Source organism: Pseudomonas mosselii, from assembly GCF_003205295.1.
GTDB classification, from domain to species: domain Bacteria; phylum Pseudomonadota; class Gammaproteobacteria; order Pseudomonadales; family Pseudomonadaceae; genus Aquipseudomonas; species Aquipseudomonas mosselii_B.
Genome location: NZ_QJRP01000006.1, coordinates 106,920 through 121,820 on the forward strand (window position 1 = coordinate 106,920; position 14,901 = coordinate 121,820).

At 63.0% G+C, this 14,901-nt stretch carries 12 protein-coding genes; 6 read left to right on the forward strand and 6 right to left on the reverse strand.

Annotated features, from left to right (window positions below; translation table 11 throughout):
* Nucleotides 1-17 precede the first annotated feature (17 nt).
* A complete protein-coding gene (locus DMX06_RS08185; RefSeq protein ID WP_110736108.1) occupies nucleotides 18-569 on the reverse strand; it encodes a DNA-3-methyladenine glycosylase I in 552 nt (183 codons plus the stop codon).
* An 83-nt stretch (nucleotides 570-652) separates the two neighbouring features.
* On the opposite strand from DMX06_RS08185, the gene glyQ reads away from it, so the two are divergent.
* The 4 genes from glyQ to DMX06_RS08205 all read left to right on the forward strand — a co-directional run bounded on the left by glyQ (nucleotide 653) and on the right by DMX06_RS08205 (nucleotide 5,019).
* On the forward strand, nucleotides 653-1,600 hold the full coding sequence (gene glyQ / locus DMX06_RS08190) for a glycine--tRNA ligase subunit alpha (protein WP_011531473.1): 948 nt from the start codon (nucleotides 653-655) through the stop codon (nucleotides 1,598-1,600).
* Nucleotides 1,597-3,651: a glycine--tRNA ligase subunit beta gene (gene glyS / locus DMX06_RS08195; RefSeq protein ID WP_110736110.1), complete on the forward strand. Its 2,055-nt coding sequence runs from the start codon at nucleotides 1,597-1,599 to the stop codon at nucleotides 3,649-3,651. The genes glyQ and glyS overlap by 4 nt, the downstream gene beginning before the upstream one ends.
* 4 nt (nucleotides 3,652-3,655) lie before the next feature.
* Nucleotides 3,656-4,183, forward strand: a complete 528-nt coding sequence (gmhB, locus tag DMX06_RS08200; protein WP_062572332.1) for a D-glycero-beta-D-manno-heptose 1,7-bisphosphate 7-phosphatase — start codon at nucleotides 3,656-3,658, stop codon at nucleotides 4,181-4,183.
* Between the two features lie 65 nt (nucleotides 4,184-4,248).
* Nucleotides 4,249-5,019: a lysophospholipid acyltransferase family protein gene (locus tag DMX06_RS08205; RefSeq protein ID WP_110736111.1), complete on the forward strand. Its 771-nt coding sequence runs from the start codon at nucleotides 4,249-4,251 to the stop codon at nucleotides 5,017-5,019.
* Nucleotides 5,020-5,283: 264 nt separating this feature from the next.
* Here DMX06_RS08205 and DMX06_RS08210 read toward each other — a convergent pair whose 3' ends face one another.
* Nucleotides 5,284-6,903 (reverse strand): MFS transporter, encoded by a 1,620-nt coding sequence (locus tag DMX06_RS08210; RefSeq protein WP_110736113.1) that lies wholly within the window; start codon nucleotides 6,901-6,903, stop codon nucleotides 5,284-5,286.
* Between the two features lie 97 nt (nucleotides 6,904-7,000).
* Nucleotides 7,001-8,650, reverse strand: a complete 1,650-nt coding sequence (locus DMX06_RS08215) for a GMC family oxidoreductase (RefSeq protein ID WP_110736114.1) — start codon at nucleotides 8,648-8,650, stop codon at nucleotides 7,001-7,003.
* Between the two features lie 174 nt (nucleotides 8,651-8,824).
* On the opposite strand from DMX06_RS08215, the gene DMX06_RS08220 reads away from it, so the two are divergent.
* The gene (locus DMX06_RS08220; RefSeq protein WP_110736116.1) at nucleotides 8,825-9,712 is read left to right on the forward strand and encodes a LysR family transcriptional regulator; all 888 of its coding nucleotides are present in this window, start codon (nucleotides 8,825-8,827) and stop codon (nucleotides 9,710-9,712) included.
* Here DMX06_RS08220 and DMX06_RS08225 read toward each other — a convergent pair.
* The 3 genes from DMX06_RS08225 to DMX06_RS08235 are packed head-to-tail and all read right to left on the reverse strand — an operon-like array spanning nucleotide 9,701 to nucleotide 12,722.
* On the reverse strand, nucleotides 9,701-10,519 hold the full coding sequence (locus DMX06_RS08225; RefSeq protein ID WP_110736118.1) for a sulfite exporter TauE/SafE family protein: 819 nt from the start codon (nucleotides 10,517-10,519) through the stop codon (nucleotides 9,701-9,703). The two genes, DMX06_RS08220 and DMX06_RS08225, sit on opposite strands and share 12 nt — an antisense overlap.
* Complete coding sequence (locus DMX06_RS08230; RefSeq protein ID WP_110736120.1) at nucleotides 10,516-11,796, reverse strand: NAD(P)/FAD-dependent oxidoreductase; 1,281 nt, start codon at nucleotides 11,794-11,796, stop codon at nucleotides 10,516-10,518. The genes DMX06_RS08225 and DMX06_RS08230 overlap by 4 nt, the downstream gene beginning before the upstream one ends.
* Nucleotides 11,797-11,837: 41 nt before the next feature.
* Nucleotides 11,838-12,722 carry an MBL fold metallo-hydrolase gene (locus DMX06_RS08235; protein ID WP_110736122.1) on the reverse strand — a complete coding sequence of 295 codons (885 nt, stop codon included), beginning with the start codon at nucleotides 12,720-12,722 and terminating at the stop codon, nucleotides 11,838-11,840.
* A 247-nt stretch (nucleotides 12,723-12,969) separates the two neighbouring features.
* Here DMX06_RS08235 and DMX06_RS08240 point away from each other — a divergent pair, with 247 nt between their 5' ends.
* Complete coding sequence (locus DMX06_RS08240; protein WP_110736123.1) at nucleotides 12,970-14,265, forward strand: sigma-54 interaction domain-containing protein; 1,296 nt, start codon at nucleotides 12,970-12,972, stop codon at nucleotides 14,263-14,265.
* Nucleotides 14,266-14,901: the final 636 nt, after the last annotated feature.

Below are 14,901 nucleotides of genomic sequence, written 5' to 3' on the forward strand. Positions count from 1 at the left end.
GCGCGCATTGTACCCCGTCAGCGCACCAGCGCGGCGTAGCGATCGCAGTCGGTGGTGTGGTCCATGACCATGCCGGTGGCCTGCATGAAGGCGTAGCAGATGGTCGGCCCGACAAAGGTGAAGCCGGCCTTCTGCAGGGCCTTGCTCATGGCCTTGGCTTCGTCGGTGACCGCCGGCACGTCGCCGCGCCCCTGGAAATGATTGATCTTCGGCGCGCCGCCGACGAACGACCACAACCACTCTGCCGGGTTATCCACAGCCAGCCAGGCCTGGGCGTTGCGGCGCACGGCCTTGAGCTTGAGGCGGTTGCGGATGATGCCGGGATCAAGCATCAGCTCCTCGATGCGTTCGTCGCTCAGGCGCGCCAGTTTCACCGGGTCGAAACCATCCAGCACCTGGCGATAGCGTTCACGTTTCTTCAATACCGTGATCCACGACAACCCCGCCTGGAACCCTTCGAGCAAAAGCATCTCGAAGAGCAACGCCGGATCGCGCTGCGGCGTTCCCCACTCGTGGTCGTGATAGGCCTGATACAACGGATCGTCGGAACACCAAAAGCAGCGTGGCATAAGGCTCCAATAACGTAGAGGGCGAGGCGAATCGGGTATACTCCCGCTCTTTACATCCGCATCCCCAGATACAGGTGAATTTCGTGAGCCAGCCTACGCCAGCCGTGCGTACCTTCCAAGACCTGATCCTCGCCCTGCAGAACTACTGGGCCGAGCAAGGTTGTGTGGTACTTCAGCCCTACGATATGGAAGTAGGCGCCGGCACTTTCCACACCGCTACCTTCCTGCGCGCCGTCGGCCCGGAGACCTGGAACGCCGCCTACGTGCAGCCCAGCCGTCGTCCTGCCGACGGGCGGTATGGCGAAAACCCCAACCGCCTGCAGCACTACTACCAGTTCCAGGTGGTGCTCAAGCCGAACCCGGCCAACTTCCAGGAGCTGTACCTCGGCTCGCTGAAAGCCATCGGCCTGGACCCGCTGGTTCACGACATCCGCTTCGTCGAAGACAACTGGGAATCGCCGACCCTGGGCGCCTGGGGCCTGGGTTGGGAAATCTGGCTGAACGGCATGGAGGTGACCCAGTTCACCTACTTCCAGCAGGTCGGCGGCATCGAGTGCTATCCGGTCACCGGTGAAATCACCTACGGCCTGGAGCGACTGGCCATGTACCTGCAGGGCGTGGACTCGGTCTACGACCTGGTGTGGGCCGACGGGCCGTTCGGCAAGGTCACCTACGGCGACGTGTTCCACCAGAACGAAGTGGAGCAGTCGACCTACAACTTCGAGCACGCCAACGTCGAGAAACTGTTCGAGCTGTTCGACTTCTACGAAAGCGAAGCGAACCGCCTGATCAAGCTGGACCTGCCGCTGCCGACCTACGAAATGGTCCTGAAGGCCTCGCACACCTTCAACTTGCTGGACGCCCGCCGCGCCATCTCGGTGACCGAGCGCCAGCGTTACATCCTGCGCGTGCGTACCCTGGCCCGGGACGTGGCGCAAAGCTATCTGCAAGCCCGTGCACGCCTGGGCTTCCCGATGGCCTCTCCCGAACTGCGTGATGAAGTGTTGGCTAAGCTGGAGGCTGCACAATGAGTGCTCAAGATTTCCTGGTTGAACTGGGCACCGAAGAGCTGCCACCGAAGGCCCTCGCCACCCTCGGTGACGCCTTCCTCGCCGGCATCGAGAAAGGCCTGCAGGCCGCCGGCCTGAACTACACCGGCAAACAGGTCTATGCCGCACCGCGCCGCCTGGCCGTACTGATCCGCCAGCTGGACGTGCAACAGCCGGACCGCAGCATCAACATCGACGGCCCGCCCGTGCAGGCCGCGTTCAATGCCGAAGGCCAGCCGACCCAGGCCGCCCTGGGCTTCGCCAAGAAGTGCGGCGTGGAGCTGTCGGACATCGACCAGAGCGGCCCCAAGCTGCGCTTCTCCCAGCACATTCCGGGCAAGGCCACCGCCAGCCTGCTGCCGACCATCGTCGAGGATTCGCTCAACGACCTGCCGATCCCCAAGCGCATGCACTGGGGCGCCAGCCGTGAAGAGTTCGTGCGCCCGACCCAGTGGCTGGTGATGCTGCTGGGCAATCAGGTGGTCGACTGCACCATCCTGGCCCAGAAGGCCGGCCGTGAATCCCGTGGCCACCGCTTCCACCACCCGGAAAACGTGCTCATTACCACCCCGGCCAACTACGTCGAGGACCTGCGCAAGGCCCACGTGCTGGCCGACTTCGCCGAGCGTCGCGAGCTGATCAGCAAGCGCACCGCGGAGCTGGCCATGCAGCAGGAAGGCACGGCCATCGTGCCACCGGCGCTGCTGGACGAAGTGACCGCCCTGGTCGAGTGGCCAGTGCCACTGGTGTGCTCGTTCGAGGAGCGTTTCCTCGAGGTGCCGCAGGAAGCCCTGATCACCACCATGCAGGACAACCAGAAGTACTTCTGCCTGCTGGACAGCGAAGGCAAGCTGCTGCCGCGCTTCATCACCGTGGCCAACGTCGAGAGCCGCGATCCGAAGCAGATCGTCGAAGGCAACGAAAAGGTCGTGCGCCCACGCCTGACCGACGCCGAGTTCTTCTTCAAGCAGGACAAGAAGCAGCCGCTGGAAAGCTTCAACGAGCGCCTGAAGAACGTGGTGTTCCAGGCTCAGCTGGGCACCGTGTTCGACAAGGCCGAACGCGTTTCCAAGCTGGCTGCCTTCATTGCCCCTTACATCGGCGGCAGCGCCGCCAACGCCGGCCGTGCCGGCCTGCTGTCCAAGTGCGACCTGGCCTCGGAAATGGTCGGCGAATTCCCTGAAATGCAGGGCATCGCCGGCTACTACTACGCCCTCAACGATGGCGAGCCGCAAGACGTCGCCCTGGCGCTGAACGAGCAGTACATGCCGCGTGGCGCTGGCGCCGAGCTGCCGCAGACCCTCACCGGTGCCGCCGTAGCCATCGCCGACAAGCTCGACACCCTGGTCGGCATCTTCGGCATCGGCATGCTGCCCACCGGCAGCAAGGACCCGTACGCCCTGCGTCGTGCCGCCCTGGGCGTGCTGCGCATCCTGATCGAGAAGCAGCTGGACCTGGACCTGGCCGTCGCGGTCGAGTTCGCGGTCAAGCAGTTCGGTGCCAAGGTCAAGGCCGCCGGCCTGTCCGAGCAGGTGCTGGAGTTCGTCTTCGACCGCCTGCGCGCGCGCTACGAGGACGAAGGCATCGACGTCTCCACCTACCTGTCGGTGCGTGCCCTGAAGCCGGGCTCGGCGCTGGACTTCGACCAGCGCGTGCAGGCCGTGCAGGCCTTCCGCAAGCTGCCGGAAGCCGAAGCCCTGGCCGCGGCGAACAAGCGCGTGTCGAACCTGCTGGGCAAGGCCGAAGGCGCCATCGCCGACCAGGTCGAGCCGAAGTACTTCGACAATGCCAACGAGTTCTCCCTGTACTCGGCCATCCAGCAGGCCGACCAGGCCGTGCAACCGATGGCGGCCGCGCGTCAGTACAGCGAGGCCCTGGCCCGCCTGGCTGCCCTGCGTGACCCGGTCGACGCCTTCTTCGAGGCGGTGATGGTCAACGCCGAGGATGCCAAGGTGCGCGCCAACCGTTATGCCCTGCTCAGCCGCCTACGCGGTCTGTTCCTGGGCGTGGCCGATATCTCGCTGCTGGGGTGAGTCGTTGAAACTGCTGATTCTTGATCGAGACGGAGTGATCAACCACGACTCCGACGCCTACATCAAGTCGCTGGAGGAGTGGATCCCCATTCCCGGCTCGATCGAGGCCATCGCGCAGTTGAGCAAGGCGGGCTGGACGGTGGCGGTGGCCACCAACCAGTCCGGCATTGCCCGCGGCTACTACCCGCTGGAAACCCTCGAGGCCATGCATGCGCGCCTGCGCGCGCTGGTGGCCGAGCAGGGCGGCGAGGTCGGCTTGATCGTGCATTGCCCGCACGGCCCGGATGAGGGCTGCGACTGCCGCAAGCCCAAGCCCGGCATGCTGCGGACCATTGCCGAGCACTACCAGGTGCCGCTGGCCGGCGTATGGTTCGTCGGTGACAGCAAAGGTGACCTGGAGGCGGCCCTGGCCGTCGATGCACAACCCGTGTTGGTAAAAACCGGCAAGGGCGAAAGGACCCTGGAAAAAGGTGTCCCGCAAACTACACTGATTTTCGACGATCTGGCAGCCATCGCCAGAGAACTTATTTAAATGAGTGCGCCAGGAACGGCGCACTTTTCATTAGGCGGGCACGCCCCGCAACGGTACATGCCACTATGTCGATCCTGCAGGCGATCAGAATCTTTCTTTTTTACCTGCTGTTGGGCACCAGTTCGCTGCTGTGGTGCTCGCTGAGCTTCTTTGTCGCGCCTTTCCTGCCGTTCCCCAAGCGCTACCGGTTCATCAACGTGTACTGGTGCCGCTGCGCGCTGTTCCTGGTACGGACGGTCCTGCGGATCGACTACAAGATCACCGGCGCCGAGAACGTGCCTGAGGTACCTTGCGTGATCCTGTCCAACCACCAGAGCACCTGGGAGACGTTCTTCCTGTCGGCGTACTTCTCGCCGCTGAGCCAGGTGCTCAAGCGCGAGCTGCTGTACGTGCCGTTCTTCGGCTGGGCCATGGCCATGCTGCGGCCGATCGCCATCGACCGGAAGAACCCGAAGGAGGCCCTGCGCCAGGTTGCCAGCCAGGGCGACGAGCTGCTCAAGCAGGGCACCTGGGTGTTGATCTTCCCCGAAGGCACCCGCGTGCCGCATGGACAGATCGGCAAGTTCTCCCGCGGTGGTACCGCATTGGCGGTGAACGCTGGCCTGCCGGTGCTGCCGATCGCCCACAACGCCGGCAAGTTCTGGCCACGTGAAGGCTGGGGCAAGCGCCCGGGCACCATCGAGGTGGTCATTGGCGAGCCGATGTACCCGGAGGGGACTGGCCCGCGTGCCATCGCCGAGCTCAACGACCGTGCCCAGGCGTGGAACGAGGCGGCCCAGCGCGCCATGGGTTCGCTGCCGCCAGCGGCGGAAAAACCTGAGCAGCAGCCTGCCTGACGATCTGTGGATAACGTGTTAGCAATTTTTGGATTAAGCGTCTTAATACATAGCTAAGTGTCTGAATTTGCTATTTATTTCCATGTATGACGTTTTTTCGATAATCGTGCATAAGTTTTTTCCAGCGATAAAAAAACCGGCTTTTACGCCGGTTTTTTTGTGGGCTGAAATCGCTGCTGGCTTCTTCGCGGGTAAACCCGCTCCCACAGGGTATTGCGCAAACCTGTGGGAGCGGGTTTACCCGCGAAGGCCCCAGCGAAAATCTCAGACCTTGTCGATATCCACATCCCGGGTCTCTTTCAGGCAGAAGATCCCCACCACCAGGCTCACCCCGGTGATCAGCACCGGGTACCACAGCCCATAGAAGATATCCCCGGTGTACACCACCAACGCGAACGACACCGTCGGCAGGAAGCCACCGAACCAGCCGTTGCCGATGTGGTAGGGCAGGGACATCGAGGTATAGCGGATACGCGTCGGGAACAGCTCGACCATCACCGCCGCCAGTGGCCCGTAGGTCATGGTGGCGATGAGGATCATGGCGACGATCAGCACGACCACCATTACCTGGTTCACGTGCGCGGGATCTGCCTTGGCCGGGTAGCCAGCGCTATCGATGGCGCTACGCATGGCCGTCTCGTCGAAACCATTGATGGTCTTGTCGCCGACGCTGACGATCACCTCGCTGCCCGTGACACTCACCGAGCTGTAGGGCAGGCCCTGCTTGACCAGGAACGTCTTGACCTTGTCGCACGGGCTGTCGAAGCGTGCCTTGCCCACCGGGTCGAACTGGAAGGTGCAGCCCTTGGGGTCGGCAGTGACGACGATTGGCGCCTGGCGGCTGGCGGCGTCGATCTGTGGATTGGCGTAGTGGCTCAGGGCCTTGAACATCGGGAAGTAGCACACCGTGGCCAACAACAGCCCGATCATCAGGATCGGCTTGCGCCCGACCCGGTCCGACAGCCAGCCGAAGAACACGAAGAACGGCGCACCGATCACCACGCTGATGATCAGCAGGGTGTTGGCCTGGGCCGGGTCCATCTTGAGCATCTGGGTCATGAAGAACAGCACGTAGAACTGCGCGGTGTAGAAGGTCACCGCCTGCCCGGCGTTGATGCTGAACAGCGCGGTGAGCACCACCTTGAGGTTGGGCCACGAGGTGAACGACTCACGGATCGGCGACTTGCTCACCTTGCCCTGGGCCTTCATTTTCACGAAGGCCGGCGACTCGTGCATGCTCATGCGGATCCAGGTGGAAATCGCCAGCAGCACGATCGACAGCAGGAACGGCAGGCGCCAGCCCCAGGTTTCGAACTGGTCGCCACTGATGTAGCGGCTGGCCAGGACGACGGTCAGCGACAACAGCAGGCCCAGTGTGGCAGTGGATTGGATGAAGCCGGTATGGAAGCCACGTTTGCCATGAGGCGCGTGCTCGGCGACATAGGTGGCCGCACCACCGTACTCACCGCCCAGCGCCAACCCCTGGAGCATGCGCAGCACGACCAGGATGATCGGCGCGGCAATGCCTATGCTGGCGTAGGTCGGCAACAGGCCCACGGCGAAGGTAGACAGGCCCATCAGCACGATGGTCACCAGGAAGGTGTACTTGCGCCCGATCATGTCGCCCAGCCGGCCAAACACCAGCGCGCCGAACGGGCGCACCAGGAAGCCGGCGGCGAAGGCCATCAGGGCGAAGATAAAGGCGGTGGTGTCGTTGACCCCCGCGAAGAACTGCTTGCTGATGACCGCGGCCAGCGCGCCATAGAGAAAAAAGTCATACCACTCGAATACCGTCCCGAGGGATGACGCGAAAATGATCTTGCGCTCTTCACGACGGCTTGGGCTGCTCGCCGCCGCCCCCTGTTCCTGGATGTAATCCGACATCGTTGCTGTCCTCGGCCCGCGGGCCACAGTGATTATTCTTGTTGTTCCACTGCCGACGACTTGCGACCACAAGCCGCCGCTGTTGCAAACACCCGGGTCAGGGCGTCGGTATCGCGCTGGCGTCGCTGAGGTTGGTCTGGGTATTGGCCCCCTTGAGGATCAGTTGTGCCGCCTTTTCGGCAATCATCAACGTGGGTGAACAGGTATTGCCAGAGACGATCTTCGGCATGATCGAAGCGTCGGCCACGCGCAGGCCTGGGATGCCATGCACGCGCAGCTGGTTATCCACAACGTCGAGCGTGCCGCTGCCCATGCGGCAGGTGCCCACCGGGTGGAAGATGGTGGTGCCGATCTGAGCGGCGGCCTGGTGCAGATCTTCGTCGCTCTGCAGGGCAGGGCCTGGCAAGTACTCGCGAGGATCGAAGGCCGCCAGGGCAGGGGCCTGGACGATGCGCCGGGTGAGGCGGATGGCCTCGGCGGCGACGCGCAGGTCCTCGGGGTCACTCAGGTAGTTGGGGTCGATCAAGGGCGCGGCGTTCATGTCCGCCGAGAGGATATCGATCCGCCCGCGGCTTGCCGGGCGCAGGTTGCACACCGAGGCGGTAAAGGCCGGGAAGCGATGCAGCGGTTCGCCGAAACGGTCCAGCGACAACGGCTGCACGTGGTATTGCAGGTTGGCGGTTGCCTGCTCGGGGCCTGAACGGGCGAAGGCGCCCAGCTGGCTCGGCGCCATGGCCAACGGGCCGCTGCGGTCATAGGCGTAGCGCAGGCCCATGCCCAGCTTGCCCCACAGGCTGTTGGCCATCTGGTTGAGGGTACGGGTGTTGCGGATCTGGTAGATCAACCGCAACTGCAGATGGTCCTGAAGGTTGCCGCCAACCCCGGGCATATCGTGGCGTACACCGATACCCAGGTCTTCGAGCAGTTTGCGTGGGCCGATGCCGGAGCGTTGCAGAATGCCGGGCGAGCCCACGGAGCCCGCGCACAGGATGATCTCGCGACGGGCGGCGAACTCATGCCAGGCACCTTGCCACAAGGCCTTCACCGCCCGGGCTCGGGTGTTGTCGAGCAGCACCTGGTCGACTTGAACGCCAGTCAACACTGTCAGGTTGGGGCGCTTGAGGATGGGCCTGAGAAACGCCTTGGCCGAGTTCCAGCGCACACCGCTGCGCTGATTGACCTGGAAGTATCCACAACCGGCGTTGTCGCCGGTGTTGAAGTCATCGACCTTGGCAATGCCGCTCTGCTCGGCGGCATCGCGGAACGCGTCGAGGATCGGCCAGCTGTAGCGCTGCTGCTCGACCCGCCATTCCCCCTCGACGCCGTGGCTGTCGCTGGCGCCGGCGAAGTGGTTCTCGCTGGCCTTGAACAAGGGCAGCACATCCTTCCACGCCCAGCCGTCGTTGCCTTGCTCGGCCCAGCGGTCATAGTCGGCGGCCTGGCCACGCATGTAGATCATCCCGTTGATCGACGAGCAGCCTCCCAGCACCTTGCCCCGTGGATAACCCAGGCTGCGACCGTTCAGGCCGGGCTGGGATTCGGTCTTGAGGCACCAGTCGGTGCGTGGATTGCCGATGCAGTAGAGGTAACCGACGGGAATGTGAATCCAGGGATAATTGTCGCGGCCACCCGCCTCGAGCAGCAATACGCGGCACGAAGGGTCGGCGGACAAGCGGTTGGCCAGCAGGCAACCGGCGGGACCGGCACCCACGACCACATAGTCGTAGACAGGATCGGCTGATGGCATGTGCAACCTCGCGCCTGATTATTATTCTTGTCCCGATCCATCTTATTGATTAATTTCGCCGAGGAAACACGAGATTTCGCGCAGCCGTTGTGCGTTTTAGCACAGCGACTATCCGATTGTGGGAGCGGGCTTGCCCCGCGATGGCTTCAACAGCCAGCACATCCAAGGACGCCCATGTTCGACTGGAACGATCTGCGGTTTTTCCTCGAGTTGCAGCGCAGCGGCCGCCTGCTTACCGCCGCAAAGCGCCTCAACACCACCCACAGCACCGTGGCCCGGCATATCGAGAGCATCGAAAAGCACCTGGGTACCGCGCTGTTCGTCCAGCACGCCCAGGGCTACGAACTCACGCCTTCCGGCCAGGCCCTGCTCAAGCACGCCGAAGCCATGGAGAACGTTGCCCTGCTGGCGCAGGAAGAAATCACCCAGGCCATCACGCCACTGGGCAAGATCCGCCTGGGGGTGACCGAGGGCATCGGCATCATGTTCTTCACTCCACGCATGAAAGCCTTGTTCCAGCGCTACCCGGGGCTCGAAGTGGAACTGGTGGCAGTGCCGCGTTTCGTCAGCATCCTCAACCGTGAAGCCGAGATCAGCATCCACCTGGAACGCCCCAACGCCGACCTGCTGATCACCCGCAAGCTCACCGACTACCGCCTGGCCCTGTACGCCAGCCAGGGCTACCTGGACCGCGCGCCGCCGCTGCACAGCCGTGAAGACCTGGCCCGGCACAGCTGGATCGGCTATGTCGACGACCTGCTGTTCAGCCAGGAGCTGCTGTTCCTCAACAGCTTCTGCCGGGCGCCCAACGTGGTGTTCCGCAGCACCAGCGTGATCGCCCAGCAGCAAGCCGCGCAGGCCGGGCTGGGCATCGCCGTGCTACCCAACTACATGGCCCGCCACGACCCCAAGCTGGTGCGTGTGCTACCCAGCGAGACCATCCAGCGCAGCTACTGGATCTGCACCCGCCGCGAGTTGCACAAGTCGGTGCGCCTGCGGGTGGTGTGGGATTACCTGCTGGCGCTGTGCGCCGCCGAGCAGGATGAGCTGCTAGCCGAGTAGCACCTTGCCGGCCAGCAGCAGCGCGGCCGCCCAGCCCGCCACGGCGAAAAGCTGCTGCAGGCGCGGGCCGGCGATGCGGGCGGCGAGCGGCCGTGCCAGCAGCAGGCCGATGACCGCACCGATGGCGAAGGGCACACCCACCTGCCAGTGCATCACACCGGCCACGCTGGCGCTCACCACGCTACCGGTGGACACCAGGGCGATCACGGCCAGCGAGGTGGCGACGATGCTGGTCATGCGCAGGTTGGTGTAGCGGTTCAATGCCGGGATGATCACGAAACCACCGCCCACGCCCAGCAGGCCGGACATCAACCCCGACATCAAGCCGGTAAAAGCCAGGGCCCTGGCGCAAGGTAGGGTCCAGCGCAAGCGGCCCTGCAAGGGGTTGAGCACGCAGGGCTCGATGAAACGATGGGCGTCATTGGCTTCGCCGCGCAGTTGCCTGGCCGCCTTGCGCCAGATGCGCAGGCAGGCGTAAACCAGCACCCCGGCGAATACCAGGGCCAAGGGTGTATTGGGCAATTGATGGGCGAGCATCAGGCCAAAGGGTGCGGCGGCGATGCCGATCAGGGCGATGAACAGGGCGGCGCGATAACGTACCAACCCCTCACGCAAGCCGAGCAGGGCGCCCACCGCCGCCGCCAGGCCAACGGCCAGCAGGCCGATCGGTGCAGCCTCGACCATGCTCAACCCCAGGCCGAACACCAGCAGCGGCACCGCCAGGATACCGCCGCCAGCGCCGGTCAGGGCCAGCACCGCGCCAATGATCGCGCCGAGCCCGGCGCCTAGCAGTTGGTGTTCGATCACTGCTGCGCCTCGACCACCAGAGGCTGCGGCCGGGCCAGCCACTCGCGGCCCTTGAGCATGGCCTTCCAGTACAGCGGCGGCAGGATCTGCGCCTTGAGCAACCAGGCCAGGCGGGTAGGCTTGCGGCCATCGAGCAGCCAACGCGGGAAACTCGGCGCGACCTTGCCGCCATAGGTGAACTCGGCCAGGACGATCTTGCCGCGCTCGACCGTCAACGGGCAGGAGCCGTAGCCATCGTACTGGGCCAGGGTCGACAGGCGACCGAGTGCCACCAGCACATTGTTGGCCACCACCGGTGCCTGCTTGCGGGCGGCAGCGGCGGTCTTGGCGTTGCTGGTATTGGCCACGTCACCCAGCGCGTGGACATTGCCGAACTGGCGATGACGCAGGGTATGCGGGTCGACATCCACCCAGCCCGCCGCATCGGCCAGCGGGCTCTGGCGGATGAAGTCAGGCGCCACCTGAGGCGGCACCACATGCAGCATGTCGAAAGCCTCGACCCGGGTCTCGGTGCTGCCGTCGGGGAGGGTACGGATAAACGTGGCGCGCTTGTTCGGACCATCCACCGCCGTCAGGCGATGCTGGTAGTTAAGGTCCACGCCGTACTTGTCGATGTAGCTCATCAGCGCCGGCACATAGTCCGGCACACCGAACAACACCGCCCCGGCATTGAAGAAGCTGGCCCTGACATTGCCCAGGTGCCCGTTGCGCAACCAGTGATCGCAGGACAGGTACAGCGCCTTCTGCGGCGCCCCAGCACATTTGATCGGCATCGGCGGCTGGGTGAAGAGGGCGCGCCCCTGCTTGAGGTTCTGCACCAGCTGCCAGGTGTAGGGCGCCAGGTCGTAGCGGTAGTTGGAGGTGACGCCGTTGCGCCCGAGGGTCTCGTTCAAGCCGTCGATGGCGTTCCAATCGAGTTTCAATCCAGGGCAGACCACCAGCTGTTCATAGCTGACAGCACCGCCGTCCTCGAGCATCACCAGTTGCGCCTGAGGGTCGAAACTCTCCACCCGCGCCTTGATCCAGCGCACGCCACGGGGCAGGGTGGCGGCCATGGTCTGGGCAGTGCTCGGCGCCTTGAACACCCCGGCACCGACCATGGTCCAGCCGGGTTGATAGTAGTGCACCTCGGCGGGGTCGATCAGGGCGATATCCAGCGACGGGTCACGGGCGATCAGGCTGGAGGCGGTGGCGATGCCGGCGGCACCGGCGCCGACGATCACCACCTTGTGGTGGTCGGCACGGGAGGAATCGGCAGGGGACAGCAAGGCAGGCATGGCAGTGTTCCTTGGAAATCTAGTTATAGGTGCGGCGTGGCTTACAGCTTGTTCAGCGGGATCTTCAGGTAGCTCACACCGTTCGCTTCAGGTTCGGGGAATTGCCCGCTGCGCATGTTGATCTGCACCGACGGCAGGATTAGCACGGGCATGTCGAGGGTCTTGTCACGGGCTTCGCGCATCTGCACGAAACTGTCCTCGCTAACGCCTTCATGGATATGGATGTTGTCGGCGCGTTGCTCGGCCACGGTGGTGACAAAGCGCAGCTCACGACCACCGGGCAGGTAGTCGTGGCACATGAACAGCCGGGTCTGGTCGGGGAACGCGAGCAGGCGCCGGATCGACTGGTACAAGGTTCGCGCGCTGGCGCCCGGAAAGTCGCAACGGGCAGTGCCGTAGTCGGGAGTGAACAAGGTGTCGCCGACGAACACAGCGGTCTCGCCCGCGTCCTCGACCATGTAGCTCATGCACGCCGGGGTATGCCCAGGGGTGTGCAGGGCACGGGCATGCAGGTTGCCGATGCGAAATCCTTCTTCATCTTCGAACAGGACGTCGAACTGGCTGCCGTCGCGGGCAAAACCCGGCTCGGCGTTGAACAGGGTGCCGAAGACTTTCTGCACCTGGGTGATCTGCGCACCGATTGCGATGCTGCCGCCAAGCCGCTCCTTGAGGTAGGCCGCGGCGGACAGATGGTCTGCGTGCACATGGGTATCCAGGATCCATTGCACCTTGGCATCCAGCGCCTCGACGCGAGCAATCAGCTTGTCCGCCGAATCGGTGCAGGTGCGCCCGGACTTGGGGTCGTAGTCCAGCACGCTGTCGATCAGCGCACATTGGCGGGTCTCGCCATCCATGACCAGGTAGCTGATGGTCCAGGTCGCCTTGTCGAAGAATGCTTCGACGTGAAGGTTGTTGCCGATGATCATTGCACTCTCCAGTTATCCACCGGGCCTCCTTGAAGGCATAGGCAGTGAAGGGGGCTTTATCAAGATACATGCCAGCCTTTCAGATAGGACGCCTTCCCCTGTAGGAGCGGCCTCGTGCCGCGATGGGCTGCGCAGCAGCCCCAATTCGAGCAGCCCGATGGTGACAGTTCCTGGCAGTCGACTGTCAGCCGATGGCAGTGTTTGGCAGTCCTTGGTACCCTCGCCAGGTCCTTCATCTGGTGTTGTCATGCTAGCCGCTTCCCATCCCGCGATCCTCGCGCTGGTGTCCTACCTCGAACACGATGTGCTGCCCAGCATCGTGCTGGACACCGACTACAACATCCTGGCTGCCAACGCGGCGTACCGTCGCCAGTTCGGCAACGAAGAGCACGCGCCGATCGGCGAAAAATGCCACCGGGTCTCGCACCACTATGCCGTGCCTTGCGACCAGGCCGGGGAACATTGCCCGTTGCGCAAATCGCTGGACAGCAAGGTGCCCGAGCGCGTGCTCCACATCCATCACACCCCGCGAGGGCCGGAACATGTGGATGTGGAGCTGCGCCCGATCCTCGATGACGAGGGTAGGGTGGTGGCCTTCGTCGAACGCCTGACCAGCGTCACCCTGGCATCGGCACAACCTCAACAACAAGGGCTGGTCGGCCGGGCGCCAGCCTTCAAGACCGCCGTGGCCAGTTTGCAACGTGCAGCCCCTGCGCAGATTCCGGTACTGCTCCAGGGTGAGTCGGGTACGGGCAAGGAGCTGTTCGCCCGCGCCTTGCACTTGGGCAGCCCCCGAGCCAATGGCCCCCTGGTGGTAGTGGACTGCACCGGGTTGACCGAGTCGTTGTTCGAGAGTGAGCTGTTCGGCTATGAGAAGGGCGCCTTCACCGGCGCAACTCAACGCAAGATAGGCCTGGCCGAAGCAGCGCATGGCGGGACCCTGTTCCTTGACGAGATTGGTGAAGTGCCGCTGGCCATGCAGGTGAAACTGCTGCGCCTGATCGAGTCCGGCAGCTTCCGCCCGGTCGGCAGCACGCGCACGGTCCATTCGGACTTTCGTCTGGTCTCGGCCACGCACAAGCCATTGAAAGAGATGGCCGCCGAAGGGACGTTCCGCGAAGACCTGTATTACCGCATCAGCGGGTTCCCAATCAGACTTCCCGCCTTGCGAGAAAGGATTGAGGATCTTCCGCTATTGTGCGAAACGCTGCTTCAGCGCATGGCGGGCAAGCAACCGCCGAAGCTCATGGAGGAAACGCTGGCTCAGTTAACCCTGCATCACTTCCCAGGTAACATCCGTGAACTGCGCAACATCCTTGAACGAGCCAGACTATTTTCTGAAGACGGGCTTATCCACCCCCAGCACCTACCTGAGGACCTTCATCTGACTGTGCGGGAAAAACCACGCAGACGACCAGGGAATGAGATGCATAACCTGGCGTACGCGCTGGAGACCTTCAGCGGATCTCGTAGCGAACTGGCTGAGCATCTTGGTATGAGTGAGCGAACCCTTTACCGTCGCCTCAAGATGCTCGGAGTGTGAACTATCGAACGTTCCACGTGGAACACAAAAAGGTTCAGTAGCTAGCAACCCCGTTAAGTCTTCGTTAGGAATGAGTAAGGGGTGCCTTTAAATTATTTTTGCACCCCTATTGCGCGACCGATAGCTTATTGCTAGATTGACCCCAGAGAACCAGTTGTATGCCCCCCTGAATGAGATCACTGAATGCCTGATTTTGATAGCGTCTTGAACTATTTCATTGACGTCAGCATCCAGAAAGCTGCGCTCACGGGAGTGATGGTTCACGACTACCTGATCGACAAGCAGGATCTGCAAAGGCAACGGATAACAGATCACTTTCTATCTGAATGCCATCAGATTTGCGCAGAGCGGGATATCGAATGCGATTTCGTTCCACACAGGGGCGTGTTTAACATCCGCATCGATCTCAGGAGGTGCAGACTGACATTCACTCAATCGAGGAACTTCTCGGTCGCAATGAATCGAATTGAGCTAGACAGGTAGGAATAGAAGTTGAAGATTTAGGAATTCTCTGGCGGCTCGGTTTTCAAGCCGCCAGAGAATAGCCGAGTACAGCGCGTGAAGGTTTGCGACGTGCTTACCTCGCAAATACCTTACTGCTTTCGTCGACGTTGGCGCTGAAACGATAGCAGATGG